This window comes from Afipia sp. MLSD5-FHT05B12 (assembly GCF_058793355.1).
Window position 1 is genome coordinate 266,263 of record NZ_JBXAFS010000002.1, and the last position, 22,466, is coordinate 288,728.

19 protein-coding genes are annotated in these 22,466 nt (G+C 56.9%); 16 read left to right on the forward strand and 3 right to left on the reverse strand.

Features of this window, described 5'->3' with window-relative positions; genetic code table 11:
- Positions 1 to 14 precede the first annotated feature (14 nt).
- Positions 15 to 1,037, forward strand: a complete 1,023-nt coding sequence (locus AC1Q6J_RS03515) for a GNAT family N-acetyltransferase (protein ID WP_492277947.1) — start codon at positions 15 to 17, stop codon at positions 1,035 to 1,037.
- Here AC1Q6J_RS03515 and AC1Q6J_RS03520 read toward each other — a convergent pair.
- Entirely contained in the window at positions 1,034 to 2,533 is a 1,500-nt protein-coding gene (locus tag AC1Q6J_RS03520) for a capsular polysaccharide export protein, LipB/KpsS family (RefSeq protein WP_492277948.1), read from the reverse strand. The two genes, AC1Q6J_RS03515 and AC1Q6J_RS03520, sit on opposite strands and share 4 nt — an antisense overlap.
- Positions 2,534 to 3,047: 514 nt before the next feature.
- Here AC1Q6J_RS03520 and AC1Q6J_RS03525 point away from each other — a divergent pair.
- The 15 genes from AC1Q6J_RS03525 to AC1Q6J_RS03595 all read left to right on the forward strand — a co-directional run bounded on the left by AC1Q6J_RS03525 (position 3,048) and on the right by AC1Q6J_RS03595 (position 19,955).
- On the forward strand, positions 3,048 to 4,049 hold the full coding sequence (locus AC1Q6J_RS03525; RefSeq protein ID WP_492277949.1) for an NAD-dependent 4,6-dehydratase LegB: 1,002 nt from the start codon (positions 3,048 to 3,050) through the stop codon (positions 4,047 to 4,049).
- 10 nt (positions 4,050 to 4,059) lie between these two features.
- Entirely contained in the window at positions 4,060 to 5,220 is a 1,161-nt protein-coding gene (locus AC1Q6J_RS03530; protein WP_492277950.1) for a LegC family aminotransferase, read from the forward strand.
- Positions 5,217 to 5,837 carry an acetyltransferase gene (locus tag AC1Q6J_RS03535; protein ID WP_492277951.1) on the forward strand — a complete coding sequence of 207 codons (621 nt, stop codon included), beginning with the start codon at positions 5,217 to 5,219 and terminating at the stop codon, positions 5,835 to 5,837. The genes AC1Q6J_RS03530 and AC1Q6J_RS03535 overlap by 4 nt, the downstream gene beginning before the upstream one ends.
- Positions 5,834 to 6,835: an N-acetylneuraminate synthase gene (gene neuB, locus AC1Q6J_RS03540; protein ID WP_492277952.1), complete on the forward strand. Its 1,002-nt coding sequence runs from the start codon at positions 5,834 to 5,836 to the stop codon at positions 6,833 to 6,835. Before AC1Q6J_RS03535 ends, neuB begins: the two co-directional genes overlap by 4 nt.
- Complete coding sequence (gene neuC / locus AC1Q6J_RS03545) at positions 6,832 to 7,998, forward strand: UDP-N-acetylglucosamine 2-epimerase (RefSeq protein ID WP_492277953.1); 1,167 nt, start codon at positions 6,832 to 6,834, stop codon at positions 7,996 to 7,998. Before neuB ends, neuC begins: the two co-directional genes overlap by 4 nt.
- A 26-nt stretch (positions 7,999 to 8,024) precedes the next feature.
- Entirely contained in the window at positions 8,025 to 9,047 is a 1,023-nt protein-coding gene (locus AC1Q6J_RS03550) for a nucleotidyltransferase family protein (RefSeq protein WP_492277954.1), read from the forward strand.
- 8 nt (positions 9,048 to 9,055) lie between these two features.
- Positions 9,056 to 9,877, forward strand: coding sequence for an SDR family oxidoreductase (locus AC1Q6J_RS03555; RefSeq protein WP_492277955.1), 822 nt, complete (start codon positions 9,056 to 9,058; stop codon positions 9,875 to 9,877).
- Entirely contained in the window at positions 9,867 to 11,090 is a 1,224-nt protein-coding gene (locus AC1Q6J_RS03560) for a polysaccharide pyruvyl transferase family protein (protein WP_492277956.1), read from the forward strand. Before AC1Q6J_RS03555 ends, AC1Q6J_RS03560 begins: the two co-directional genes overlap by 11 nt.
- Positions 11,091 to 11,110: 20 nt before the next feature.
- Positions 11,111 to 12,577 (forward strand): capsular polysaccharide export protein, LipB/KpsS family, encoded by a 1,467-nt coding sequence (locus AC1Q6J_RS03565; protein WP_492277957.1) that lies wholly within the window; start codon positions 11,111 to 11,113, stop codon positions 12,575 to 12,577.
- A gap of 3 nt (positions 12,578 to 12,580) precedes the next feature.
- Positions 12,581 to 13,525, forward strand: coding sequence for a glycosyltransferase family 2 protein (locus AC1Q6J_RS03570; RefSeq protein ID WP_492277958.1), 945 nt, complete (start codon positions 12,581 to 12,583; stop codon positions 13,523 to 13,525).
- Positions 13,526 to 13,527: 2 nt separating this feature from the next.
- Positions 13,528 to 14,451, forward strand: coding sequence for a class I SAM-dependent methyltransferase (locus tag AC1Q6J_RS03575; protein ID WP_492277959.1), 924 nt, complete (start codon positions 13,528 to 13,530; stop codon positions 14,449 to 14,451).
- A 54-nt stretch (positions 14,452 to 14,505) separates the two neighbouring features.
- The gene (gene asnB, locus AC1Q6J_RS03580; RefSeq protein ID WP_492277960.1) at positions 14,506 to 16,440 is read left to right on the forward strand and encodes an asparagine synthase (glutamine-hydrolyzing); all 1,935 of its coding nucleotides are present in this window, start codon (positions 14,506 to 14,508) and stop codon (positions 16,438 to 16,440) included.
- A gap of 4 nt (positions 16,441 to 16,444) precedes the next feature.
- Positions 16,445 to 17,650 (forward strand): glycosyltransferase, encoded by a 1,206-nt coding sequence (locus AC1Q6J_RS03585; RefSeq protein WP_492277961.1) that lies wholly within the window; start codon positions 16,445 to 16,447, stop codon positions 17,648 to 17,650.
- A gap of 92 nt (positions 17,651 to 17,742) precedes the next feature.
- The gene (locus tag AC1Q6J_RS03590) at positions 17,743 to 19,182 is read left to right on the forward strand and encodes a glycosyltransferase (protein WP_492277962.1); all 1,440 of its coding nucleotides are present in this window, start codon (positions 17,743 to 17,745) and stop codon (positions 19,180 to 19,182) included.
- Between the two features lie 44 nt (positions 19,183 to 19,226).
- Complete coding sequence (locus tag AC1Q6J_RS03595; protein ID WP_492277963.1) at positions 19,227 to 19,955, forward strand: class I SAM-dependent methyltransferase; 729 nt, start codon at positions 19,227 to 19,229, stop codon at positions 19,953 to 19,955.
- Between the two features lie 2 nt (positions 19,956 to 19,957).
- Here AC1Q6J_RS03595 and AC1Q6J_RS03600 read toward each other — a convergent pair whose 3' ends face one another.
- Both AC1Q6J_RS03600 and AC1Q6J_RS03605 read right to left on the reverse strand, forming a co-directional pair.
- The gene (locus AC1Q6J_RS03600) at positions 19,958 to 21,397 is read right to left on the reverse strand and encodes an ArnT family glycosyltransferase (RefSeq protein WP_492277964.1); all 1,440 of its coding nucleotides are present in this window, start codon (positions 21,395 to 21,397) and stop codon (positions 19,958 to 19,960) included.
- The gene (locus AC1Q6J_RS03605; RefSeq protein ID WP_492277965.1) at positions 21,375 to 22,334 is read right to left on the reverse strand and encodes a lysylphosphatidylglycerol synthase transmembrane domain-containing protein; all 960 of its coding nucleotides are present in this window, start codon (positions 22,332 to 22,334) and stop codon (positions 21,375 to 21,377) included. Before AC1Q6J_RS03605 ends, AC1Q6J_RS03600 begins: the two co-directional genes overlap by 23 nt.
- Positions 22,335 to 22,466 lie beyond the last annotated feature (132 nt).

Below are 22,466 nucleotides of genomic sequence, written 5' to 3' on the forward strand. Positions count from 1 at the left end.
TTGCTGAGTGATCGATGGACCGCAATTTCAAAATTGTCTCGTCAGAAATTGATAGAGACGCCTTCGATATCATTTTGAAAGATCCCGCCTTTGCGGAGATCGAGCAACAGCCGCAAGCAGGTGTTTACGGTCGCGCTTACTACCCTGCCGTATATGGAGAAAGGCACCGCTCTCATTCTTTTGCAATTCTCCAGCAGGAAAAGCCAATTCTGGTTGTGCTGTGTTCGTCCGTCGAAGGGGTGTTAGGCTTGCACGGGTTGCCGCTTCGAATATTTGCGCGAGCGGGCATGGATTCGAACCTTTTTGAAGCTGCGATTGGAGAGGCGTTTGCTCAGTTCGACCGTCTGATAGAACTTCACAACTTTCGTGAGATTTTGGTGCGTGAACGGGCATCCGCAATTTTATCAGCGATAGGTGAGGCTTGTGTTCGACGTAAAGCCGTGCCAGCCGTTGCTTTGATCGGTGTGGTTGATCTGGAAGCAGGTCCTGCCGTGTGGAAGCGCAGTCTTCGGAAGCGGTTTCAACAATTTATAAATTGGGGCAAAAGAAACCTCGAGATCCGCTACTTGAATGCGGAGAATTTTTCAATTGAAGCATTCGATGTCTATCGTATGTTTCACGCAGAAATTGCTGGCCGGGTGACGCGTCCGCGCGAATCTTGGGATGAAATGTATCGCGCAGTAAAGGATGGTCGCGGGGAGTTGCTGCTTGCAAATCTCGACGGAAAGTTGGCCGCAGGTTCTCTTTTTATAGATGGAACCTGCGTAACTCTCTATATGAATGGCGTCTATGATCGTAATTTGGATAAGCCGCTTGCTCATTTCATGATGTGGCATGGAATTGAGCGTGCTCGTGAACGTGGAATGAAAAGTCTACAGCTGGGCGATATTCACATTCAGGGGGCGGTGGACGACAAGAGATATCAAATCGGATATTTCAAGCGAGGTTTTGCTACACATACAGAAACCTACCTTGACTGGCGGTGGCAGGTAAAATCAGAGAACCAGATCTTTGCTCCGGCGCGCGAGTCCGACTAGTTGGGTGTACTTGCGTCATTGTTAGATTTGCTGTCGCGGGCAATATGGTCAAGCAACGCATCGAGCATCGCTCTGATGTTGCCGTGACGAAGTACCGGTTCGCCTTTGTAGCCAGTAGACGAAAAGTAGAATGGATAGCGGGCGCTCATTAACTCAGCGACTCGTTTGACGACAGCGTCCGTCGAAACTGGTTTCCCAATTCGATCCAGGAGATGTTGGGCGATCTCACCTTCATGAGTCACGCCGCCCAGACAGTTTGCCACCAAACCGCGGCCTAGCGCCAAAGCCGGATAACCCAGCAGGAACGCCTCGAACCCAGCTGTGCCGGTCACGGTAACTGTTGCCGCAGCCCGCGGCATCAAATCGAAAGCCTTTAGCCGATAATCGGCAACAAGCACAGCAGGAAGTCGTCTAATCTGTTTAAGAAAATGCGTTGGCCGCGCCATCACGAATGACCAGTGTTCCTTGACCACGAGCACGTAATCGCTTGGCATCGCCATTCGAATGGCATCGATGGCTCGGAATTGATCGACATAGTACGGCGCAGGTGTATTAATCGACGCTTCGGGCGTGGAGTGAAGTGGATAGAACACAAACTTCTTCGGCAATTCCGAGACGTTCTTGATGTCGGCCTGCTTAGCGTTTCGCCGTGTTTTGAGAGACCAATAAGCGTCCCTGATGGGAGGAAAACTGTTCATCAATCCTATGCGGATATTGACCGGTTGAAACAGGTCGGGCCGCTGCAGCGTTTGTCGAAGCATTCCTGCAACTCTGACCGGTAATGTTGATCGAAATGGTTCAAGCAAACTTGGATCTTCCGGCTTCACGGGAGCCAGCGCGGCTGTGCCGCCGGTTTCTCTAAACCGCTTTACAAACCGGTCAGCTACCGCAAGCAGTTCGGTCGTTGCGGCTGCATAAGTTGGCAGGGTTTCATACGGACTGGTTGAGAAGAAAGAGCCGGAAAGGTTACGAAGGTCATTTGGTGAAATGATGCGGATACCGAGTTCCGCCGCTATCGCAAAGAGAATTTTCCCATCAGCGGTCTCAGGCCAAGGGGCGAGAAGGTGAGTCGCCTTCTGGTCCTGGAGGAAGCGCTTATAGAGCCGGTAGTAGTCGAGGCCTCGATTGAATAACCATTGGCCCGATTGCGACGGTATATAAAACTTCTGCGCTGCGAGATCTTCGGCGAAATTGCCATGATAATTAGCTAGTTCTGACGCATCGCCATCGCCCGGTTTGCGCGGCAACGCCTCGAAAACATCAAGCACGTCGGAATCATCTGTGAACGTTCGAACCAGATCACGATGGTGCGGTGTCGTGAGTACTACGCAGTTAGCGATCTTGATGCCGCGCTCTTCGGCAAACTTAAAAAGATGCCAGCAGACGATCGGAAATGAACCGAACCCATAAATTGCGAGCTTTATGCGGCTTGTAGTGTCATACCGGGCTGAGGATGAAATATCTGAGTTCTCGATCATGGTATCGGCAGATCGCATGAGGCCCTTACGCTGTCAACGCACGTCGGGCAGGAAGCAAACTTCACTGCTGGATGTCTTTAATACGAAGGCGCAACGAGCTCAGGCTGCCGTAGTACGCCGAGGGCTGAACAAATCGCCATTCACGCGGTGGTCTCTGATTTGCCAGACCTGCAAGGCCACGAGCTGCGGCTAAGGTCTAGCGGGTGTATAAACGACGGTCGGCCCTCGGATCATCAATGGATGTTATGTTATGGGAGCTTCGGGAAGCGCAGACATATCGAATCTCAGTCTTGGCGGCGGCCAAACTGTCTGCTAAAAGACGTTGTTCATCTCGTGAACATAAGACTATTGTTTGTTTTCAATGGGTTAGATCGTCGATTGGTGCCCAGAACAGGGTGTCCCCGGCGGGTCAGGGTGTTATCCGCCGGGCAGAGCGGCGTCTCCCATTTTCTGTCCGGGTGTTTCACCCGGACTGCGGTAGCCATGGTGCGTCCGGTTGCCGCGATATCCCAGCTCTTCACAAGAAAGCACAATGCCCCCGCGCATCCTTGTTACCGGAGCCGACGGCTTTATCGGCTCACACCTCACCGAACTGCTTGTTCGGGAAGGCTACGACGTTCGTGCGTTCGTTCAGTACAACTCCTTCAATTCGTGGGGCTGGCTTGACGAGTGCGATGCTGACGTCGAGGGCAAATTCGAGGTCATCGCCGGAGACGTCCGCGACCCCTTCGGCGTCAGGTCCGCGATGAAAGGGTGTGATGCTGTTCTACACCTCGCCGCGCTGATAGCGATTCCGTTTTCATATCATTCGCCTGCGGCTTACGTGGAGACGAACATCAACGGGACATTGAATGTTCTTCAAGCCGCGCGCGATCTGAATGTCGGGCGCGTCATTCACACCTCGACCAGTGAGGTCTATGGGACGGCTCGCTATGTCCCAATCGATGAAGAGCATCCGCTTCAGGCTCAATCGCCTTATTCAGCAACCAAGATCAGCGCCGACCAGATCGCGCTCTCATTCTTCCGTTCGTTCGAGACACCTGTCACCATCGTGCGCCCGTTCAACACCTTTGGACCGCGGCAGTCCGCGCGGGCGGTCATACCAACCATCATCACGCAGCTTGCGGCTGGTCGGGATCGCGTCGACCTCGGGGATTTGCGCCCGACGCGTGATTTCAATTTTGTGGGCGACACGGCGGCGGGTTTCGTCGCGGCATTGCGTTCGGATCGATGTCTCGGTGAAGTCGTTAACCTCGGAACCGGCTTCGAGATCAGCATCGGTGAGACAGCGCAACTCATTGCTGAACTCATGAACGTCAAGATCAACATTGGCCGTGATGAGGTTCGAATCCGCCCGGAAGCCAGCGAGGTGTTCCGTTTGCTTGCCAGCAACGAGAAAGCGAAGCGACTGCTTGACTGGCGGCCGCGCAATTCGGGCGCAGAAGGGCTGCGCAACGGCATGCAAGCCACGATCGAGTGGTTTTTGAATCCAGACAACCAGCGCCGCTACAAAGCGGACACCTACAACATTTGATCGGATTTCAATGAGTTCTTTTTCCGATCGGATTGTCGCGGCTGTTCGCGAGGTCGTGGGACCGTCGCCAGCTGCACTGCACGAGCCGGTTTTTGCGGGGCAGGAGATCAAGTATCTCAGCGAGTGCATCGAAACCGGATGGGTTTCGTCGGTTGGACGGTTTGTGGATCGCTTCGAGCAACAGCTCGCCGAGTATACGGGCGCGCGTCATGCGATTGCAGTTGTAAATGGAACTGCAGCGCTGCATGCAGCTCTGCTCGCCGTCGACGTGGAAGCCGGCAGCGAAGTGCTGGTTCCGGCCCTGACGTTCATCGGAACGGTCAATCCCATCGTTTACTGCGGCGCGAAACCGCATTTCATCGAAAGTTCGCCTGACACGCTCGGTGTGGATCCGGATGCGCTTGTCCGTTATCTGGCTGATGTCGCTGTAGTCAGTGGTGGCGTCTGCCGCAATCGGCTGACCGGCGCTCGAATTTCCGCGCTCCTGCCAGTCCATATTTTCGGCCATCCGATCGATATGGACGGGCTTAACGAAGTCGCTCGCCGCTTCTCCCTTCCCGTTGTGGAAGATGCTGCGGAAGCCATAGGCAGTTACGACAAAGGGCGGCATGCGGGAACGTTGGGTTCCGTCGGAACGCTAAGTTTTAATGGCAACAAGACCATCACGACGGGCGGCGGCGGGGCGATCCTGACCAACGACACAGTGCTGGCGGGTCGGATCAAGCATCTGTCGACGACAGCGCGTGTCGCGCACCGCTGGCAGTTTCTGCACGACATGGTCGGTTACAACTATCGCCTGCCGAACATCAATGCGGCCCTCGGTTGTGCCCAGCTTGAGCAACTGAACGGGTTCATCGCGCGCAAGCGCCGGCTGACCGAACTCTATGCAGCGGCATTCGAAAAGAATCCGGGTTTGCGGCTCATTCGCGAGCCGGACGGGACGCAATCGAACTACTGGCTTCAGTCGATCATGTTGGACCCGCAATACGTATCGGAGCGCGATGTCGTTCTCGAGGCGTTGAACGATGCGGGTTATGCCGCGCGTCCTGTCTGGCGTTTGATGAGTACCATGCCGATGTTTGAGGCTTGTCCGCGGATGCCGCTAACCGTAACCGAGGATATCGAGCAGCGTGTGATTAGCCTTCCGAGTGGGGCGGGATTGATCTCATGAGCAAAGGTCTTTTGCTCATCGGTGCGGGGGGGCATGCGAGATCCTGTATTGAAGTTATTGAAAGCGCTGGTCTTCGCGTTTTCGGATTGATCGATCGCGATACGAGGATGCTTGGCAGCGATGTGTTCGGCTATCCAGTGCTGGGCAATGATGCAGAGTTGCTGGATCTGGTGAAAGACAGCGATGGTGCATTGATTACTGTCGGGCAGATAGGGCGGCCCAAGGTTCGCGTTGAGCTCTATGAGACGCTGGTCCTTAACGGTATTGTTCCGGTGAAGGTGTCTGCCAGCACCGCGCGCATCTCACGGCACGCATCGGTGGGGCAGGGGAGCGTTGTGATGCATCAGGTCATTGTAAATGCTGGTGCGCAGGTCGGAGTCAATTGCATCATCAATACCGGTGCAATTATCGAGCACGATGCCGAGATCGGCGATCATTGCCATGTTGCGATTGGTGTTGTCATCGGCGGTGGCGTGCGCATCGGTGCTGGCTCATTTCTCGGTGCGGGTGCGGTCATATCCCATGGTGTTGCGGTCGGGCCTGGTTCGATCATCGGTGCGGGATGTGTCGTCATGTCGGACTGCGCTGCTGAGACGTTCATGAAGCGGTCCGCATGAAGACGTTCATCATCGCTGAAGCCGGCGTCAATCATAACGGCGATGTGGCGCGTGCGCGCGCATTGATCGATACTGCTGCGCGAGCCGGCGCGGACGCAGTCAAGTTTCAGACCTTCCGTCCGGATCTGCTTGCGACCCGCAGCGCCCAGAAAGCACAGTATCAAAAGGTCCAAACAGGGTCCGATCAAGGTCAGCACGATATGCTGGCGGCGCTCAGTCTCGGTGACGAGGTATTTCGCGAATTGTCACAGCATTGCGTGGCGCAGAACATCATGTTCTTGTCGACGCCGTTTGACGCGGAAAGCGCGGACTTCCTGGCGTCGATCAAGGTGCCTCTGATCAAAATCTCCTCGGGCGATCTTACCAATCTGCCGCTGCTGCGGCACATCGCGGCGTTGAAGCTACCGATCATTCTGTCCACAGGGATGGCGACGCTTGGTGAGATCGAAGCGTCTATCGATGCCCTTGAGCAAGCCGGCGCCAAAAGACAGGACGTCACACTGCTGCATTGTAACACCGACTATCCGACCCCTTGGCACGATGTGAATCTTCGTGTCATGGATACCTTGCGCCGCGCCTTTGATATGCAGGTCGGGTATTCCGATCATACGACCGGAATCGAAATCGCCTGTGCTGCGGTAGCTCTCGGCGCCACTGTGATCGAGAAGCATTTCACGCTGGATCGCAATTTGCCTGGCCCTGACCATAAGGCAAGTCTCGAGCCTGACGAGTTGACCTCACTCGTGCAATCGATTCGCCATATTGAACTTGCCATGGGGAGCGCCTGCAAGGTTCCTACTGCGAGCGAACGTCCGAATCGTGCGGTGGCGCGGCGGTCAATCGTGGCCGCGCGGACGATCAAGGCGGGGGAGGTTTTTGGACCCGATAATCTCATTCCAAAGCGAGCGGAACGAGGTTTGTCGCCCATGCTGTGGGACCATATTGTCGGTCGCGTCGCGCGCCGGGACTTCGCCGAAGACGAGCCTATCGAGCTGTGACCCGCCGGGTTTGCATTTTCACCGGGGCGCGGTCTGATTTCGGCTTGCTGCAACCACTCATTCGCGCGGTGATGCAGGATGAGCAACTCGAGTTGCAACTCATCGTCACCGGATCGCATCTGGCTGCCGACTTCGGAATGAGTGTTCGTGAGATCGAAGATGCCGGAATTCCGATTGCACGGAGGATCGACATTCTTGGGGCTTCCGATGACGCCGTCGATATCACGAAGGCTGCGGGCAGGGGCCTGATCGAGTTTGCAGACGTGCTTGCCGAGTTGAAGCCCGACATCGTCGTGGTTCTTGGCGATCGTTACGAGGCGCTGGCGGCGGCCTTCGGATCGGTCATTCTCGGAGTTCCGGTGGCACATCTGCACGGAGGGGAGATCACTGAAGGCTCCAGCGATGACAGTTTTCGCCATGCCATCACGAAACTGGCCTCGCTGCATTTCGTGGCGGCCGAGCCATATAGGGTGCGTGTTCTCCAGATGGGGGAAAGCCCCGACCGCGTATTCCTGGTGGGTGGGTTGGGTGTTGATGCCATGTCGCGTCTGTCACTGCTTGACCGAGATGAGGTCGAGCGCCGGCTGAATTTTGCTATCGATGACCGAACGCTGCTCGCTACAATTCATCCAGCCACGGCGGGGGCAGCAGATTCAGGCCTCGAGTGTGACGAAATGCTGGCCGCGCTGGAAATCGAGCGGGATCTGAGAATTGTGTTTACATTGGCGAACGCCGATGCTGGAGGGCGAGGGGTCAACGAACAGATTAAGGCGTTCGTCGCCCGCAATTCGACCCGAAGCATCTGTTTTCCCTCGCTTGGCTCGCAGCTCTATTTTTCATGTCTTCAGTTTGTGAAGGGCGTGATTGGCAACTCGTCGAGCGGATTGCTGGAGGCGCCCAGTTTCCACATCGGGACGATCAATATTGGCCCTCGGCAGCAGGGCCGGCTGCGCAGTGCCAGCGTGATTGATTGCCCGCCTGATAGGCCGTCCATCGGCAAGGCTTTAGCGCGCTTGTTCAGTGCGGAGTTTCAGCGCGTTGTGGCGTCAGCATCCAATCCCTATGGCAGCGGCGGCGCAACCCCCCGGATTGTAAAGGTTCTCAAGGCGGTGGACCTCAGCAAGCTGCATACGAAATCATTTTACGACATTCCGAAGGCTTGAAGGCGAAGATGGTGGACTGGAAGAATTTGCTGATCGGGCCGGACGCTTCGATCGAGGCCGCGATCCAAACGATCGATCAGGGGGGGGCGCGCATAGCGTTGGTGGTCGATGCTGATGGAAAGCTGCTTGGAACCGTGACGGATGGAGACGTCCGTCGCGCGATCATTGGTCACAAGGCGCTGAAGGAAAGTATCGCGGATGTGATGAATCCGCATCCGCGGACGGTGACACGTCCGTTGGATCGGAAAAAGGCCGTCGCATTGATGAATCAGCATCGCGTGATGCAGATACCCGTCGTGGACGATCTCGGCCGTGTCGTCGGCATCGAGATGCTCGACGCTGCGATCTCGGAGCAACGCCATGACAATTGGGTGCTGTTGCTGGCTGGCGGGTTCGGAACCCGCTTGCGTCCTTTGACGGACAGTTGTCCGAAGCCAATGCTTGATGTTGGCGGCAGGCCAATCCTGCAATCGATCATCGAGAGCTTCATCAGTCTGGGGTTCCACAAGTTCTATGTATCTGTCCACTACATGCCGGACGTCATCAAGAACCATTTTGGGTCAGGTGAGAACTGGAACGTCACCATACGTTATATCGACGAAGAGAAGCCTCTCGGCACTGCGGGCAGTCTAAGCCTGATGGACGATGTCGGCGATCTCCCGGTGATCGTAATGAATGGCGATTTGCTTTCGCGGGTGAATTATCTCGATCTTCTGAAATTTCATAAGGAGCACGGCGTCGCGGCCACGATTTGCAGCCGGGAGTTTGCCTATCAGGTGCCATTCGGCGTTGTTAAGTTTGAAGGCTATGATGTGCAGGAGATTGTCGAAAAGCCGCTTCAGAAATGCTTCGTCAGCGCCGGCATCTATGTTGTTGAATCCGATGTGATCTCGGAAATGCAGCGAGGGCAGGCGATTGATATGCCGAACCTGCTGCAAGGTCTCATTGATCGAAAGCGCGGCGTCTGCACCTTTCCTATCCACGAATACTGGCTCGACATTGGGCGCTTCTCTGACTACGAGCGCGCTAACCGGGATTTCCTCATTTGAGCGAGCCGATGACCGTCTTTCGCAATAAATTCAACCTTGCAGGCAAAGTCGCCGTCGTTACTGGCGGAGCCGGCATTCTCGGTCAGAAATTCTGCGCGGGTCTGGCTGAGTTCAGCGCCAAGGTTGCTGTTATCGATGTCGATGAGGCGAGCGCGGCAGCACTGGCTGCGCGGCTTTCGGCCGATTATGGTGCCGAGGCTATTGGTATTGGCTGTAATATCGCAGAACGCGAGTCTGTGGTCGAGATGTCGAAGAAGGTGGTCGGCACCTTCGGTGGTGTCGACATTCTTCATAACAACGCAGCGACAAAGTCGGCGGATCTCGCCGGCTTTTTCGCGCCTTTCGAGGACGTATCACTCGACATCTGGCGCGAGGTGATGTCGGTCAATCTTGATGGTGCATTTCTGGTGTCGCAGGCGATCGGCCGCCAGATGATTTTACAAGGGCGGGGCGGTAGCATCGTTAACACCTCGTCCATCTACGGTATTCTCGGAGCGGACAAGCGGATTTATGAAGGCTCGCACTATCTTGGACGCGAGATCAACACGCCAGCTGTCTATGCGGCGTCGAAAGCCGGATTGCTCGGGTTGACGCGCTATCTCTCGACCCACTGGGCCGAGCATAATATTCGCGTCAATGCGATCACTCCCGGCGGCGTTTCCAGCGGACAGAACGACGAGTTCAGGAACAGGTATAGCGCGCGCGTTCCGATGGGTCGCATGGCGGACAGCGACGAGATGGTGTCTGCATTGCTGTTTCTTGCATCAGATGCATCGAGTTACATTACGGGACAAAACATAGTTGTCGACGGTGGATTGAGTGCCTGGTGATCGGAACCGGCTGTCGTCTCCCCAGTCGGTGCAAAACGCCCCAACTTTCTTTCTTTCCGGGTATTATGGACAGGGGAACCTTGGCGACGATCTGCTGTTGCGGGCAACGATAGAGGGCATTTGCCGCATTGGTCCCGCCCGGCGTTTTGTGATCCGCAACGAGGGTGATGTCGCTGGATTGAAGGGGCTGTCGGCCCCGGTCGAATTGACGGGAATCGACAGGATTGCGGCGGATCAAACGAAATCGAAATTTCGGCGCCTTGTTTCCACGCTCGAAGCGTATCGCCGGCATCTAAAGCAATGCGACTGGTTCATCTTTGGAGGCGGGACGGTCTTCCATGAACGATCGTCGATTGTCTCTCTTGCGATGACGTTTCTGGTTTGCTTTCTGGCCCGGCTCATGGGCGTGCGAATAGCGGCACTTGGAGTCGGCGTGGCAACGATGCGTTCCATGGCTGGCAGATTTCTGCTGAGGCGCATCATCGTGTTGTCAGATCTATTCGCGGTTCGGGACGACGCCGCACTGGCTGAGTGCATCAAGGCGGGGGCAGGCCGCCGGGTTGTGTTGACCGCCGACCTTGTGTTCACAATGGCTGGTAGTCTCCGGGGTTTAGGGAAAATATCGCCTCCGATGGGGGCGCCAGTTGTCGGCATCTCAGTATATTCGCCTGCGCTTCTGCATCCGGTGACAGGCGATCGCGTTTCCGCGATCATGAGAGATGTGCTTGAGAGCGTTCTCATCCGCGGGTGGCGGGTTGTGCTCATGGCGTTTCATCACAAGCACGAAGATTCGAATGCTTATCTGGATCACAGTGCTCTCAGGCAGCTAACCGAAAGTATGCCGCCTGAACACCGGCGTCGGGTCAGGCAGGTGGGTTTGGATGCTGCCAACATGGCGGGAATCTTTGATGTGTTCTCGGAGATAAGCGTTCATTGCGGTATGCGGTTTCACGGACAGGTTTTGTCTGCGATTTTCGAAAAACCTTTCGTCGGTATCGCGGCCGATAACAAGATCGATGCGATCTGCCGATTATTCGGAATGCCTGTAGTTCAACTCGATCAACTCTCGGCAGAGAATGCCATGAATGCAATTGATCGGGCGATGGTCACCCGTATTGATCCTGCGTTGCTCGCAAAATGTGAAGAGGCCGCTGAAATAAACTTCTCGCAATTGGCTGCTCGTCTTGCTGTTTTGCGGCCGGCGCTGCCGTAGCCTCGCCGAAGAGTTTAAGAATGACTGACCGCGCCCCACTGATTGCCGTGCATGGTTACGGAACGTATGCGATTTCGTATCGGCACATGATCGAATTCGCGAAAGTTGAAGCCCCCCACGTTGAGTGGGCGATGCTTCTGCCGACCTCCCATCATCTGGACGTCGTTTCCGGAGTCCTGGGTGTGGATCGCATTCTTTGCCTTGAGCACGAGCAAGGCCGCGCCAGTTTGAGCATGCCGAGTGAGGCTGAGCTCGCGGACTATTACGGGAATATCTTTACTGATATCGAAGCTGAAAAGAAGGTGTTCAAGCATCGGCCGGCAGCAGAGCAGCTGATGCTCGCTGTGCAGATCTACCGAATTTACAAGGCCTTTCTGCTTCGTCTGAAGCCAACGCACCTTCTGATGGCTCATATCGAGACATTCGACGGCAAGGTGCTGGTTTCGCTTGCGCGGGAACTGAACATCCCGGTGTTGATCCCGACCGATCTGCGGCATCTGGGCGGTATATATTTCAGCCGGGACGCGCAGGAGCAGATTCCCGACTATCGGCAGGTCACGCCGAATGGCAAAGAATGGGCTGCAAAGACGATCGCCGCGTTTCGGTCCAAGCCCGGTCCCGCGTTCGCGCCCGACATGTTCTCGGCATCTGGTGAAGAGTTGCTGCCGATCGGTCGCAAGTCGTTGCCGAAACGGGTGTGGGGATTTGTCTCGCGGACCTGGAGAAATCCGCGGATGTTTGAGCCGGAGTTATTTCTCCTGAACCTGAAGTACACATTTCCCTGGGTGCTTGAGCGCTTTCGGGCAATCCGTGCCTACCGAAACGAACGATGCTACGACAGCAAGGAGCTGGCGGAGCTGCCGTCCAAGTTCATCTATTACCCGTTACAGGTAACGCCAGAGTCCTCGATTAATACACCGGCTCCTTACTATGTCGATCAGATGCGGGCGATCGATGCAATCCGCTTTGCGATGCCAAGTGACTGGATGCTGGTTGTGAAAGAACACAGGGCGTCGCTCGGTATCCGGCCCACATCCTTCTATCGTGCCTTGCGTCAGAAAGCTGGCGTTCACATCGCTCACGCAGCCATGTCGTCGATTGAGTTGATCAAGGAAGCCCAAGTGACAATCTCCGTGACCGGGAGTGCGACGCTGGAAGCATTTCTTCTAGGGCGTCCGGCTCTCGTGCTTGGGGGATGTTTCATTGCTGATTATTTGGGTGGCGTCTGCCCGATCGATGCGCTCCCGTCTAGGATCGAAGCGAGCGTTTCGTCGCCGTTGAGCGACCAACAAATCTTATCGGCGCTCGCCGAGATTCATAGTGTTCGCTACGAATGCGTCTTCCGGCCCGCGGATGAACCAGGGCATTTCGGCAATCGTGCCCAAAACATGAAGCGTATGATCCACGCTGTCCTGGATCATATCGGAAGACTTGATGGCGCGGATAGAATCCCGCCGCTAGGTCCATTTGCCCGGGCTAAGAGTTAAGCGTTGGCTCCGCGGATCTCGATTGCTATGCCGCTTTTCAACAAGCGGGCGTATGTAGGTGATAGCCTTGCGAGTGTAGCTCGACAGTCATTCGCGGATTATGAGATTATCGTGGTTGACGATGGTTCGACCGATGACGGTGCATCGGTCGTCAAGGCGATGAACTTGCCGAACCTTAAATTGATCACGCAGGCGAATGCCGGAGTGTCGGCCGCGCGAAATCGATGCCTTGCTGAATCTTCAGCCGAGTTTGTCGCATTCCTCGACGCCGATGATGTCTGGCAGCAAGATCATCTGAAGCATCTTTGGGAACTACACACCGTTTTTCCTGAGGCCTGTCTGCTGGCAAATTCCTTTCTGGAGGTCAGTAACATAACCAGCCGCGGCTCGGCATCGGCCGTCGGGTATCGAAAAGTCGCGGATTTTATCGCGGAGGCTGCGGCGGGACAGGCATGGGTGTTCACGTCCGCCGCGATGGTTCATCGTGACCGATGCATCTCGATTGGCGGATTTGAGACCGGAGAAAATCGAGGCGAGGACATCGATTTGTGGATCAGGATGGGATTGCAATTTCCCGTTGCTATGTCCGACTACGTTGGATGTCTCTATCGTCGCGTCGACAACAGCCTTACGACATCGCTCTCTGTTCTGGAGCCCGACATCGCGATGCGCAGGATTGACGTGACGTTGATGGGCGACAATGGCATGGGCGCGGACCGAAGGCGGAACTTAAAAGAACTCTACAATCGCATCGCTATTGCAAATGCCACGGACTGCCTTACCAGGGGGCACAGACGCGCCGCACGAAGGTTTCTCGCACTGGCGTCGGATACGGAAATCTCCAGATTTCGCTGGCGTCTGTTGCAACTCTTGTGTCTGATTCCGCCGTCCTTGGTCGTCGAGTTGGCCAAAATTCGTAGTCGAACCAGAAGCGTTTTGGAATCTTGATCATGGCACTAGGTGAGAAAGATGTGCTGTGTCCGATCTGTGCCGGAGCGACCAAATGGCCGTTCGAGCACAACCGGGATATCAAGATCGAGGCAGATATTTCCGCTTTCAGTCCCGGTATGAGCTATCGCTGGTGGCTTTGCCGGACATGCGGAAATGGGTATCCGGCATTCGTCCCAAGTCTGAATGCGCTTGCAAGGGTATGGCAGGGCAATCGCGATCTCTCGGAGACCGATCGCGCTCGCGAAGAAGAGATATGGCGCTATCGGAAAGCCATCAGCGAGAAGGGCGCGCGGCGGTCATATGATTTCTTTGCTCCCCTCTATCAGAAGCAGCCGGGACGGTTTCTCGATATCGGATGTGGCCTGGGCGAAACCGTGAAGTTATTCGCTGAACGAGGGTGGGACGCGCTCGGTGTCGATGCTGATCCCAATATGAGCCGCTTTCACGAGGCTATTGGCATCAAATCGATGATCGGGCAAATCGAAACCCTGAATCTGGAAAATCGCTTCGACATTATTCATAGCGCGCATGCTATCTATTTCGTCACGAACGTCCGTGCATTTATTGCTTCGTTGCGTGACCGTCTTTCGCAGGACGGGCTCCTCTGTATAGTCCTCGCGGATTTTCTGTCGTCTGACGATCCCGGGCTTCCCGGTTATTCCCATAGCTTTTATCCAACAGCTAGTTCCATGGGCTATCTATTGGCGCTTGAGGGCTTCCAGGTTGTCTTCTGTAAGAAAAAATCCGGAAGTATATTCATGGCGGCCCGGCGTGCGAACGGGCCGCTACCTCCGGTATATCCGTGGCTGATCCGTATCGCTCACCAAAGTAAGCCGTTACGGTATGCCATATTTGGGCGACCGGTCACGGTACTCAAGTCCATGGTGAAGCGGGTGTTATCTATCGCTCGGCCAGCGGCATGACTCACAGGATGTGCCGCTTCGGTGCCGTTGGCCAGCGTGGGCTGATTTAGAACCATGTGCGGTATCGCCGGGTTCATAGATCGTAGTCTTGTATCCAATGATGCTGGACTAGCGCGCCGCGCGCGTGTGATGGCTGATGCGATTGCCAATCGCGGCCCCGACGCTGGTGGAATCTGGACGGATGATGCCGTCGGATTGGCGTTGTCGCATCGCCGCCTTTCCATCGTCGATTTGTCGGAGGCTGGCGCACAGCCCATGGTGTCTGCGGACGGGCGTTGGGTGATCTGCTACAATGGTGAAATCTATAACAGCGAGGACATCCGCCGTGATCCCGCACTGAGAGCTGTCGCTTGGCGCGGTCATTCCGACACGGAAACGATTGTGGAGTCGGTTGCGCGACGCGGATTGAACGTTACGCTAGATGATCTCAATGGCATGTTCGCGATTGCGCTGTGGGATCGCGAGCAACGGGTACTCCACCTTGTGCGCGATCGGCTTGGCATCAAGCCGTTGTTTGTAGCTCATCGTGGCGAACAGATTTTCTTCGCATCCGAACTGAAGAGTTTCCACGCTGCTCAGGCATTCGCCCTGGAAATCGATCCGTCGTCGGTAGCGAGTTTCCTTCGTTTCGGTTACGTGCCGGCGCCTCATAGCATTTACCGCGGTATCAAGAAGGTGATGCCGGGCGAACATGCCACGTTTTCGGTCAGTGGCTCCTGCGCCAGCCGCCGCTACTGGTCTGCGGCGGATGTCGCGTTGCAGGGGATCGCTTCCCCGCTGAAGCTTTCCGACAAAGAAGCAGTTGTACAGCTCTCGGAATTGCTCGGGGATGCGGTTTCGCGGCAGATGCTCGCCGACGTTCCGCTTGGGGCATTCCTGTCCGGTGGTATCGATTCGTCAGCGGTAGCGGGTTTGATGGTTGCTGCGGGGCGGGGGCCGGTTCGCACCTTCTCGATCGGGTTTCCCGAGTTTGGCTTCGACGAGTCGAAAGACGCTGCCGCGGTCGCACGGCATCTTGGCACGGAGCACACTGAATTGGTTGTTACCGCGTCCGATGCGCTCGGTGTAGTTCCGCAGCTTGCGCAGATGTATGATGAGCCATTCGCGGACTCGTCGCAAATTCCGACCCATCTGGTGTCGAAGCTCACCCGCCAGCATGTAACCGTTGCATTATCCGGCGACGGCGGCGACGAATTGTTTGGCGGGTACAATCGCTATCGGCTGGCTGAGGGCATGTCCCAGAAGCTCACACGGCTCCCGCTCGGTGCGCGGCGTCTCGCGGCGGGCGCGTTGCAGGCGCTGCCTATGGCGTGGGTCGATGGTCTCGCATCGCTCGCGCCGCGCGGAATGTTGCCGTCGCAGGTCGCCGACAAGCTGCACAAATTTGCCAGCGTGATGACGCTCGATTCTGAGGGCATCTACCGCAGGCTGGTAAGCCAATGCGAGGATCCTGCATCGCTTGCTCCGTTGGCGGATGAGCATCCTTTGACGTCGTGGTCGACAGGGGCAATCGGGGCATTGCCGACATTTCTCGATCGGATGCAACTGCTCGACACCGTCACTTACCTGCCAGACGACATTCTTCAGAAAGTCGATAGAGCCTCAATGGCAGTCGCGCTCGAAGCGCGCCCGCCGTTGCTGGATCATCGCGTGGTTGAATTCGCGTGGCGTCTGCCGCGACGTTTCAAGATCCGCGACGGTGAAACGAAATGGGTCTTGCGGAAGGTGACAGAGCAGATGGTGCCGCGGCAACTGCTGGATCGGCCCAAGATGGGATTTGGCATTCCGCTTGCCGAATGGCTGCGTGGTCCTTTGAGGGACTGGGCAGAGGATTTACTCGACCCAAAGCGGCTGGGCGCGGGCTTTATCGACGTAAGTGCTGCACGTTGTTTGTGGGCGGATCATCTGACGGGCCGCAGGAACTGGGCTTACGCGCTTTGGACTATTCTTATGTTTGAGGCGTGGCGCAGGCGCTGGGCGGACGTCTAAGGCCATGGAAAACCAGCAATCGACACTGCCACGCATCCTTTTTGTCACCAAGAAATTGGTGATGGGCGGCGCCGAGCACCACCTGGCGCAGTTGCTGCCCGCGTTGATGTCGCGCGGTTTCGCAGTGGAACTGTTCGTGCTTGAGAGGGGCGGAGAACTTGAAGCGGAGCTGATGAAAACTGGCGTGACCATTTCCGGACCGTCACGCCGTTCCGGACGGGTAATGCACTTGCTGACGGTCGCCGTCGCGCTGTATCGCCGCATCCGTCAGACGCGGCCAGATATTTTGCATTTCTTTCTGCCCGAGCCTTATCTTGTCGGAGCGGCCGTTGCGTTTGCTGCTCGCCACCGCACCTGCATCATGAGCCGCCGCTCGTTGGCGCACTATCAGCGCAACCATCCTTGGTTTGGGCGCGTTGAACGTATGCTCCATCGTCGCATGACGGCTCTGTTGGGAAATTCGCAGGCCGTCGTCGAGGAGCTTGTCGCCGAGGGGGGAGACCGTCACAGGATCGGTCTGATTCATAACGGTGTCACCATCGCCCGGTTAACCGACGATCAGGCCCGCGCGGCACAGCGCGCAAGTATGGATATTCCCTCCGGCGCTTTTGTCATGGCGATCGTAGCCAACCTGTTTCACTATAAGGGGCACGCTGATCTCCTCGACGCACTCGGCAAGATTGCATCGCAGCTGCCCCAACCCTGGCGTCTGGTCGTCATCGGGCGCGACGAGGGCGAAGGTCCGCAGCTACGCTCGCAGGCTGAGCGTCTCGGCATCGCGGATCGAATTCTCTGGTTCGGAGAGCGGCGCGATGTTGAAACGATCCTGCCTGTGGCAGATGTGGCGCTGCTCGTTTCTCATCAGGAAGGTTTCTCAAACGCCTTGATCGAAGCGATGGGGCAGGGGTTGCCGATCATCGCAACTGCGGTAGGTGGTAATCTGGATGCAGTCGTCGACGGTGAATCCGGTCTGTTGACTCCGCCAGGAGAGCCTGTCGCCCTTGGCGCAGCCGTTCTTGCTCTTGCATCCGATCCATCGAAGCGTCAAGCACTGGGGTCTGCGGCGAGGGAACGGGTCCTGGCAATGTTTTCTCAAAATGCCTGCATTGCGCGCTATGACCGTCTTTATCGGGGGCTCAGGACATCGTCCGTGCGCTCGATCCAGACCGTCATTGACAGCGGGGATTTGCCGCTCGTTAGAACGAATTAAGCCGCCGCGACCCGGTTTCACCCTTGGTCGTGGGACGTTTGCGTGCCAGAAGGGCTCGCTAGAATACCACCACTAGAAACGAAACTATTACCATGTCCTCTTCGTCGTCTCCTTCCCGCAAAGCGCAGATACTGTCTCACTCGCAGGAATACGCAGCCTCGCGCCCTGAGTGGCGGAGCAAGGCTGCGTTCTTTCACCATGAGGATGAAGCCTATCTGCGGTTCCTGATTCCGAAGAATGCGCGTGTTCTTGAAATCGGATGTGGCATCGGCGACACGCTCGCGGCGCTCGAGCCCGCTCACGGCGTGGGCATTGATTTTAGTCCCGCGCTGGTTGACGTCGCCCGCAAGCTGCATCCGGATTTGGCATTTGTCGTTGGGGACGCTGAAGATCCCGCCACGATCGCGTCGGTAGAGGGTCCCTTCGACTATATCCTTGTTCTCGATGCGATCGGATCGCTGGACGATTGCCAGAAATTTCTTGAACAGCTTCATCCGCTATGCACGCGCGAGACACGCGTTGTGATCGGATATTTTTCGCATCTGTGGCAACCTGTGCTCAAGTTCGCGGAATGGATCGGCCAGCGGATGCCGCTGCCGCCGCAGAATGCTCTCGCGCCCGCGGATGTCGCCGCCATTGCCCAACTTGCAGATTATGAACCGGTGAAATCCGAACAGCGAATGCTGATGCCTGTCTCGTTGTTTGGCATCGGGCATCTGATCAATCGCTTCATCAGCGTCCTCCCCGTGTTCCGTTTCTTCGCCTTGCGCCATTACTCCGTCTGCCGGTCGTGGCCGGCGGCGAGGGAGGATTTGAAATCGGCGACGGTCGTCATTCCTGCGCGCAATGAGCGCGGCAACATCGAACCAGCGGTGCAGCGGCTGCCGCAGTTTTGCGATGACATCGAGATCATCTTCATCGAAGGTCACAGCAAGGACGGTACCTTCGAGGAAATGGAACGCGTCAAGGCGGCCTATCCGGACAAGGATATCAAGCTGATGCGCCAGCCAGGCAAGGGCAAGGCGGATGCGGTGTTCACGGCCTACGATGTGGCTCGCGGCGATGTTCTGATGATCCTCGACGCCGATCTCACCATGCCGCCCGAGCAATTGCCGAAGTTCTGGGAGGCGATCAAATCGGGGCGGGGTGAGTTCATCAATGGCTCGCGACTGGTTTACCCGCTTGAGGATGACGCCATGCGTTTTCTCAATCTGATCGCGAACAAGATATTCTCATATCTGTTCTCTTGGCTGCTGAATCAACGCTATACCGATACGCTCTGCGGGACCAAGGTGATGCGTCGATCGGATTATTACCGGCTTCGCGACGGCAAGGCCTATTTCGGAGATTTCGATCCGTTCGGGGACTTTGATCTCATCTTTGGCGCGTCGAAGCTCAATCTCAAGACGATCGATCTGCCGATCCGCTATGCCGCCCGCGCCTACGGCGAAACGCAGATTTCGCGTTTCCGGCACGGTGTGATGCTGCTGAGAATGGTGGTCTTCGCGTTCTTCAAGATCAAAGCGATTTGATGGCGATGTCGGGATTCGTCCGGCGTCCAAACGACTGACGTGCAATGCCCGATGTTCTTGACGATTATCGTTCGGTTTGGGAGCGGAAGCCGGTTCTGCGGACGGTCTATAATGATATTTTCGACCGGATCGCGAGTCGGACTGTTCCGGGAACGACCCTTGAGATCGGCGGCGGCATCGGCAATCTAAAAGAACGGATCGACGATCTTATTTCGTCGGACATCCAGTTCGCGCCATGGCTCGATCTTGTGGCCGATGCGCAAAAGCTTCCGTTAGCGGATGGAGCCTTGTCGAACATCGTGATGCTTGATGTGCTTCACCACATCGAATTTCCGGCATTGCTGTTTCGCGAAGCGTCGCGGGTGTTGCGTCCGGGCGGCCGGATCATCATGGCGGAGCCGGGCATTACGCTTGGAAGCGGGCTGTTTTATCGCTTGCTGCATCATGAGCCGGTGCAGATGGATGCCGACCCGCTGGTGGAGGGAGCGCCGGATCGGGGTCGCGATCCCTACGATTCCAATCAAGCGATCCCGACATTGCTGGTAACGAGCTATCGCGATCAGTTCCACGCGAAATTTCCGGATCTGACGATCAGTGAAACGCAATGGTTCTCGTTTGTCGCTTATCCGTTCAGCGGCGGTTTCAGGCCGTGGTCGCTGATGACCGAGCCGATGGCGCGGGCAATGCTCTGGTTCGAGAAACATGCCGAGGGCGCTCTTGGCCGCCATTTCGGCTTTCGTTTGTTGACCGTGGTCGAAAAGCGAGGCCGATAGTCTCACGCCGCTTGATGGACGTTCGCGGTATCAGGCTTCGTGCGCCGATCGCGAATGGCGATCAACCCCGCGCCGCTCAGCACATTGAAAAGCGGCTCCAGCGGCAATCGGTACTTGGGCGATGCGACTGGCCCGTTGACGAGCAGGATGTAGCCGCACCACGACGCCGCCAGTAAAATCGCAGGCCAATTCGCCGCCCGCCGCGCCAAAGTCACGAACCCGATGAGTTGCAGCAGGCGCATCGCCGCCAGCCCTGCGCTGCCGGTCAGCAGAAACCATGTGTAGGCCGGTTGGCCCGAGTGAAACGCGTAGTTGAAGGCCTTGTCGAAAAACGAGTTGCCGGGCGTGTTGTAGAAGCCCGGTCGCGGAAGTTGCGAGACCGGTGGCGACAACAGAACCGCTGGCGAAACGAGATTGATCGTGATGCCGGACAGCCACGATTTCGCGATCGCGCTGACGGGAATATCTTTCAGCGCTTCCTTCGCGATGATGGTGTATTGCCGCGATTGCTCGAATGGATTGGAAGAATGCGGCCCGAACCTCTCGATGGTTCGCTTCTCCAGGTCGTTGTAGCTCGTCATATAGGGCGTTCTGTCCTGCATTTCCCTGGCAAGGGGGACAACCCATAACGCAAGATGAATGCCGCCCTGCGGCGTCAGCCCGGCGGTTCCAAACACAGCGACATTCTTTGCGACGATGATGCCAATGCAGGCGGTCAGGACAACAAAGGCGGCGGCGACCGTGGCCATTTTCTGTAACGCGATTTTCCGGAACAGAACGTAGACGGCGAGCAGGGCCAGCGCGAAGAAAGCCCACGGCACGATGATCGCCCGTATGAGCGCCGCGCATCCGAGGAAGAGACCCAGCAGGAACGCGTTTCGCCACGAAGGGGTCCCGGCCCAGCGGAACGCTGCCCAGAATGACAGGGTAACGAAAAAGATGAACGGAGTATCGGTGTAGAACAACCCGCTGAGGACGACCTGCGTGGGATTGATGACGGCGATAAGGGCTGCGGCGATCGCGACGCGGGCGGATATCCAGGAGGCCATGCCATATACGGCAACGCAGGTCCCCGCATCGAACACGCCCTGCATCATGATATAGGCAAGGGTGCCGTGCGTGTTGCCGAAAATCAGAAAGGGAACTGCCGCGAGCCAGTGATAGAGCGGCATCGTATAGGCATGTTGCCCGAACCACCGCGAACCATGAACCGCGCCGGTCTTGAGGGCGTTGGCGAAATCGCCCGCGACGCCTGCATAGGTCAGCGAGTCGATGCCTTTCAGCCCGTCATCCCCCATCAGGGCGTGCATCGCGAGCGCGTAAGCCCACCGAACGACGAGAGCGGCAAGGAAAATCTTCAGCAGGATCAATCGATCTGAACGCGCTGACGGCGTCTCTAACCCGGTCTGTGCGGACGGACTATTCGCCCTCGGGAACGGCATGGGATATCTCGGACGTTTTTTCCGCGCTGAGAATCCAGACCAGTCCGCCGATCGCGCCGACCACGAAGGACGACGCCCCGAACAGAAGCGAAACCACGGTGCCGTCGGTCGGTGCGAGGCCGGCATAGCCGAATGCGACCATCATCGTTGCTTCGCGGACGCCCCAGCCGGCGATGGAAATCGGCAACATCGTGATCAGCATGATCGGCGGCACGAGCAGGAACAATTGCTCGAAGGCCGCCGGAGCGGCGATGGAGCGAACCGCGCACCAGGCGATCACCACTGCCATCACATGAATGAGCAATGAGAGCGCGGCAACTTTCGGTCCGCTGTCGCGGTTGAAAATCACCTGATTGGCGATCACCGCGCAGGCATGGATATGGCGCAGGGGCCAGAGCATCTTCAGCCATTGCCAGCTGAGCGCGCCGTAAACGAGAAAGCCGAGACCGGCCGAGATCGCGGCAACATCGACCAGCAGCAATGCGAGGCGCCCGCGAGGGCTGCCAATCAGATCGTAACTCCACGGAAGACTCGCGACCACGATGAGCGCAAGCGCGATCAGGCCGATGGCGCGGTCGACGAGAACCGAGTAGGTAGCGGCGCGCCAGCCTGCGCCCGTGTGCCGCACGAGCCAGAGCCGCATGGCGTCGCCGCCGATCGTGGACGGCAGTGTCTGATTGAAGAACGCGCCGATCATGTTGTAACGGAAGGCTTGTCCGGTCTCGAGCGGCGCGGCGCATCGCGCGCTGATCGCTCGCCAGCGCAGGGCACCGAGAAATATCTGGAAGATCGTCGCCAGCACCGCAAGCAGGAACCACCCGGGGCTGATCTGGCTCAGGCGGGACTGGATCGCTGCGAAATTGATGCCGCGAAACGCGATATAGAGCAGCGCCGCCGACACCAGTATTCGAGCGGCAAGAAGGAGAAATCCGCGCATTCCGGACCGCGATGGTTAACGTGGCTGAATCTGAAAAGGGCGTGAATAGCAGCGCTTGACAGTCGTTTTCAGGGTCTTGGTATGGCTTTAGAGGTGCTCTGGCAATAGGTAAGCTCCACCTATTGCCGCCCC

Excerpts from the sequence above, each read along its gene's own strand:
- AC1Q6J_RS03515 (WP_492277947.1), top strand. The coding sequence starts at position 15 with ATGGACCGCAATTTCAAAATTGTCTCGTCAGAAATTGATAGAGACGCC.
- AC1Q6J_RS03520 (WP_492277948.1), bottom strand. The coding sequence starts at position 2,533 with ATGCGATCTGCCGATACCATGATCGAGAACTCAGATATTTCATCCTCA.
- AC1Q6J_RS03525 (WP_492277949.1), top strand. The coding sequence starts at position 3,048 with ATGCCCCCGCGCATCCTTGTTACCGGAGCCGACGGCTTTATCGGCTCA.
- AC1Q6J_RS03530 (WP_492277950.1), top strand. The coding sequence starts at position 4,060 with ATGAGTTCTTTTTCCGATCGGATTGTCGCGGCTGTTCGCGAGGTCGTG.
- AC1Q6J_RS03535 (WP_492277951.1), top strand. The coding sequence starts at position 5,217 with ATGAGCAAAGGTCTTTTGCTCATCGGTGCGGGGGGGCATGCGAGATCC.
- neuB (WP_492277952.1), top strand. The coding sequence starts at position 5,834 with ATGAAGACGTTCATCATCGCTGAAGCCGGCGTCAATCATAACGGCGAT.
- AC1Q6J_RS03555 (WP_492277955.1), top strand. The coding sequence starts at position 9,056 with ATGACCGTCTTTCGCAATAAATTCAACCTTGCAGGCAAAGTCGCCGTC.
- AC1Q6J_RS03565 (WP_492277957.1), top strand. The coding sequence starts at position 11,111 with ATGACTGACCGCGCCCCACTGATTGCCGTGCATGGTTACGGAACGTAT.
- AC1Q6J_RS03575 (WP_492277959.1), top strand. The coding sequence starts at position 13,528 with ATGGCACTAGGTGAGAAAGATGTGCTGTGTCCGATCTGTGCCGGAGCG.
- asnB (WP_492277960.1), top strand. The coding sequence starts at position 14,506 with ATGTGCGGTATCGCCGGGTTCATAGATCGTAGTCTTGTATCCAATGAT.
- AC1Q6J_RS03585 (WP_492277961.1), top strand. The coding sequence starts at position 16,445 with ATGGAAAACCAGCAATCGACACTGCCACGCATCCTTTTTGTCACCAAG.
- AC1Q6J_RS03590 (WP_492277962.1), top strand. The coding sequence starts at position 17,743 with ATGTCCTCTTCGTCGTCTCCTTCCCGCAAAGCGCAGATACTGTCTCAC.
- AC1Q6J_RS03595 (WP_492277963.1), top strand. The coding sequence starts at position 19,227 with ATGCCCGATGTTCTTGACGATTATCGTTCGGTTTGGGAGCGGAAGCCG.
- AC1Q6J_RS03600 (WP_492277964.1), bottom strand. The coding sequence starts at position 21,397 with ATGCCGTTCCCGAGGGCGAATAGTCCGTCCGCACAGACCGGGTTAGAG.
- AC1Q6J_RS03605 (WP_492277965.1), bottom strand. The coding sequence starts at position 22,334 with ATGCGCGGATTTCTCCTTCTTGCCGCTCGAATACTGGTGTCGGCGGCG.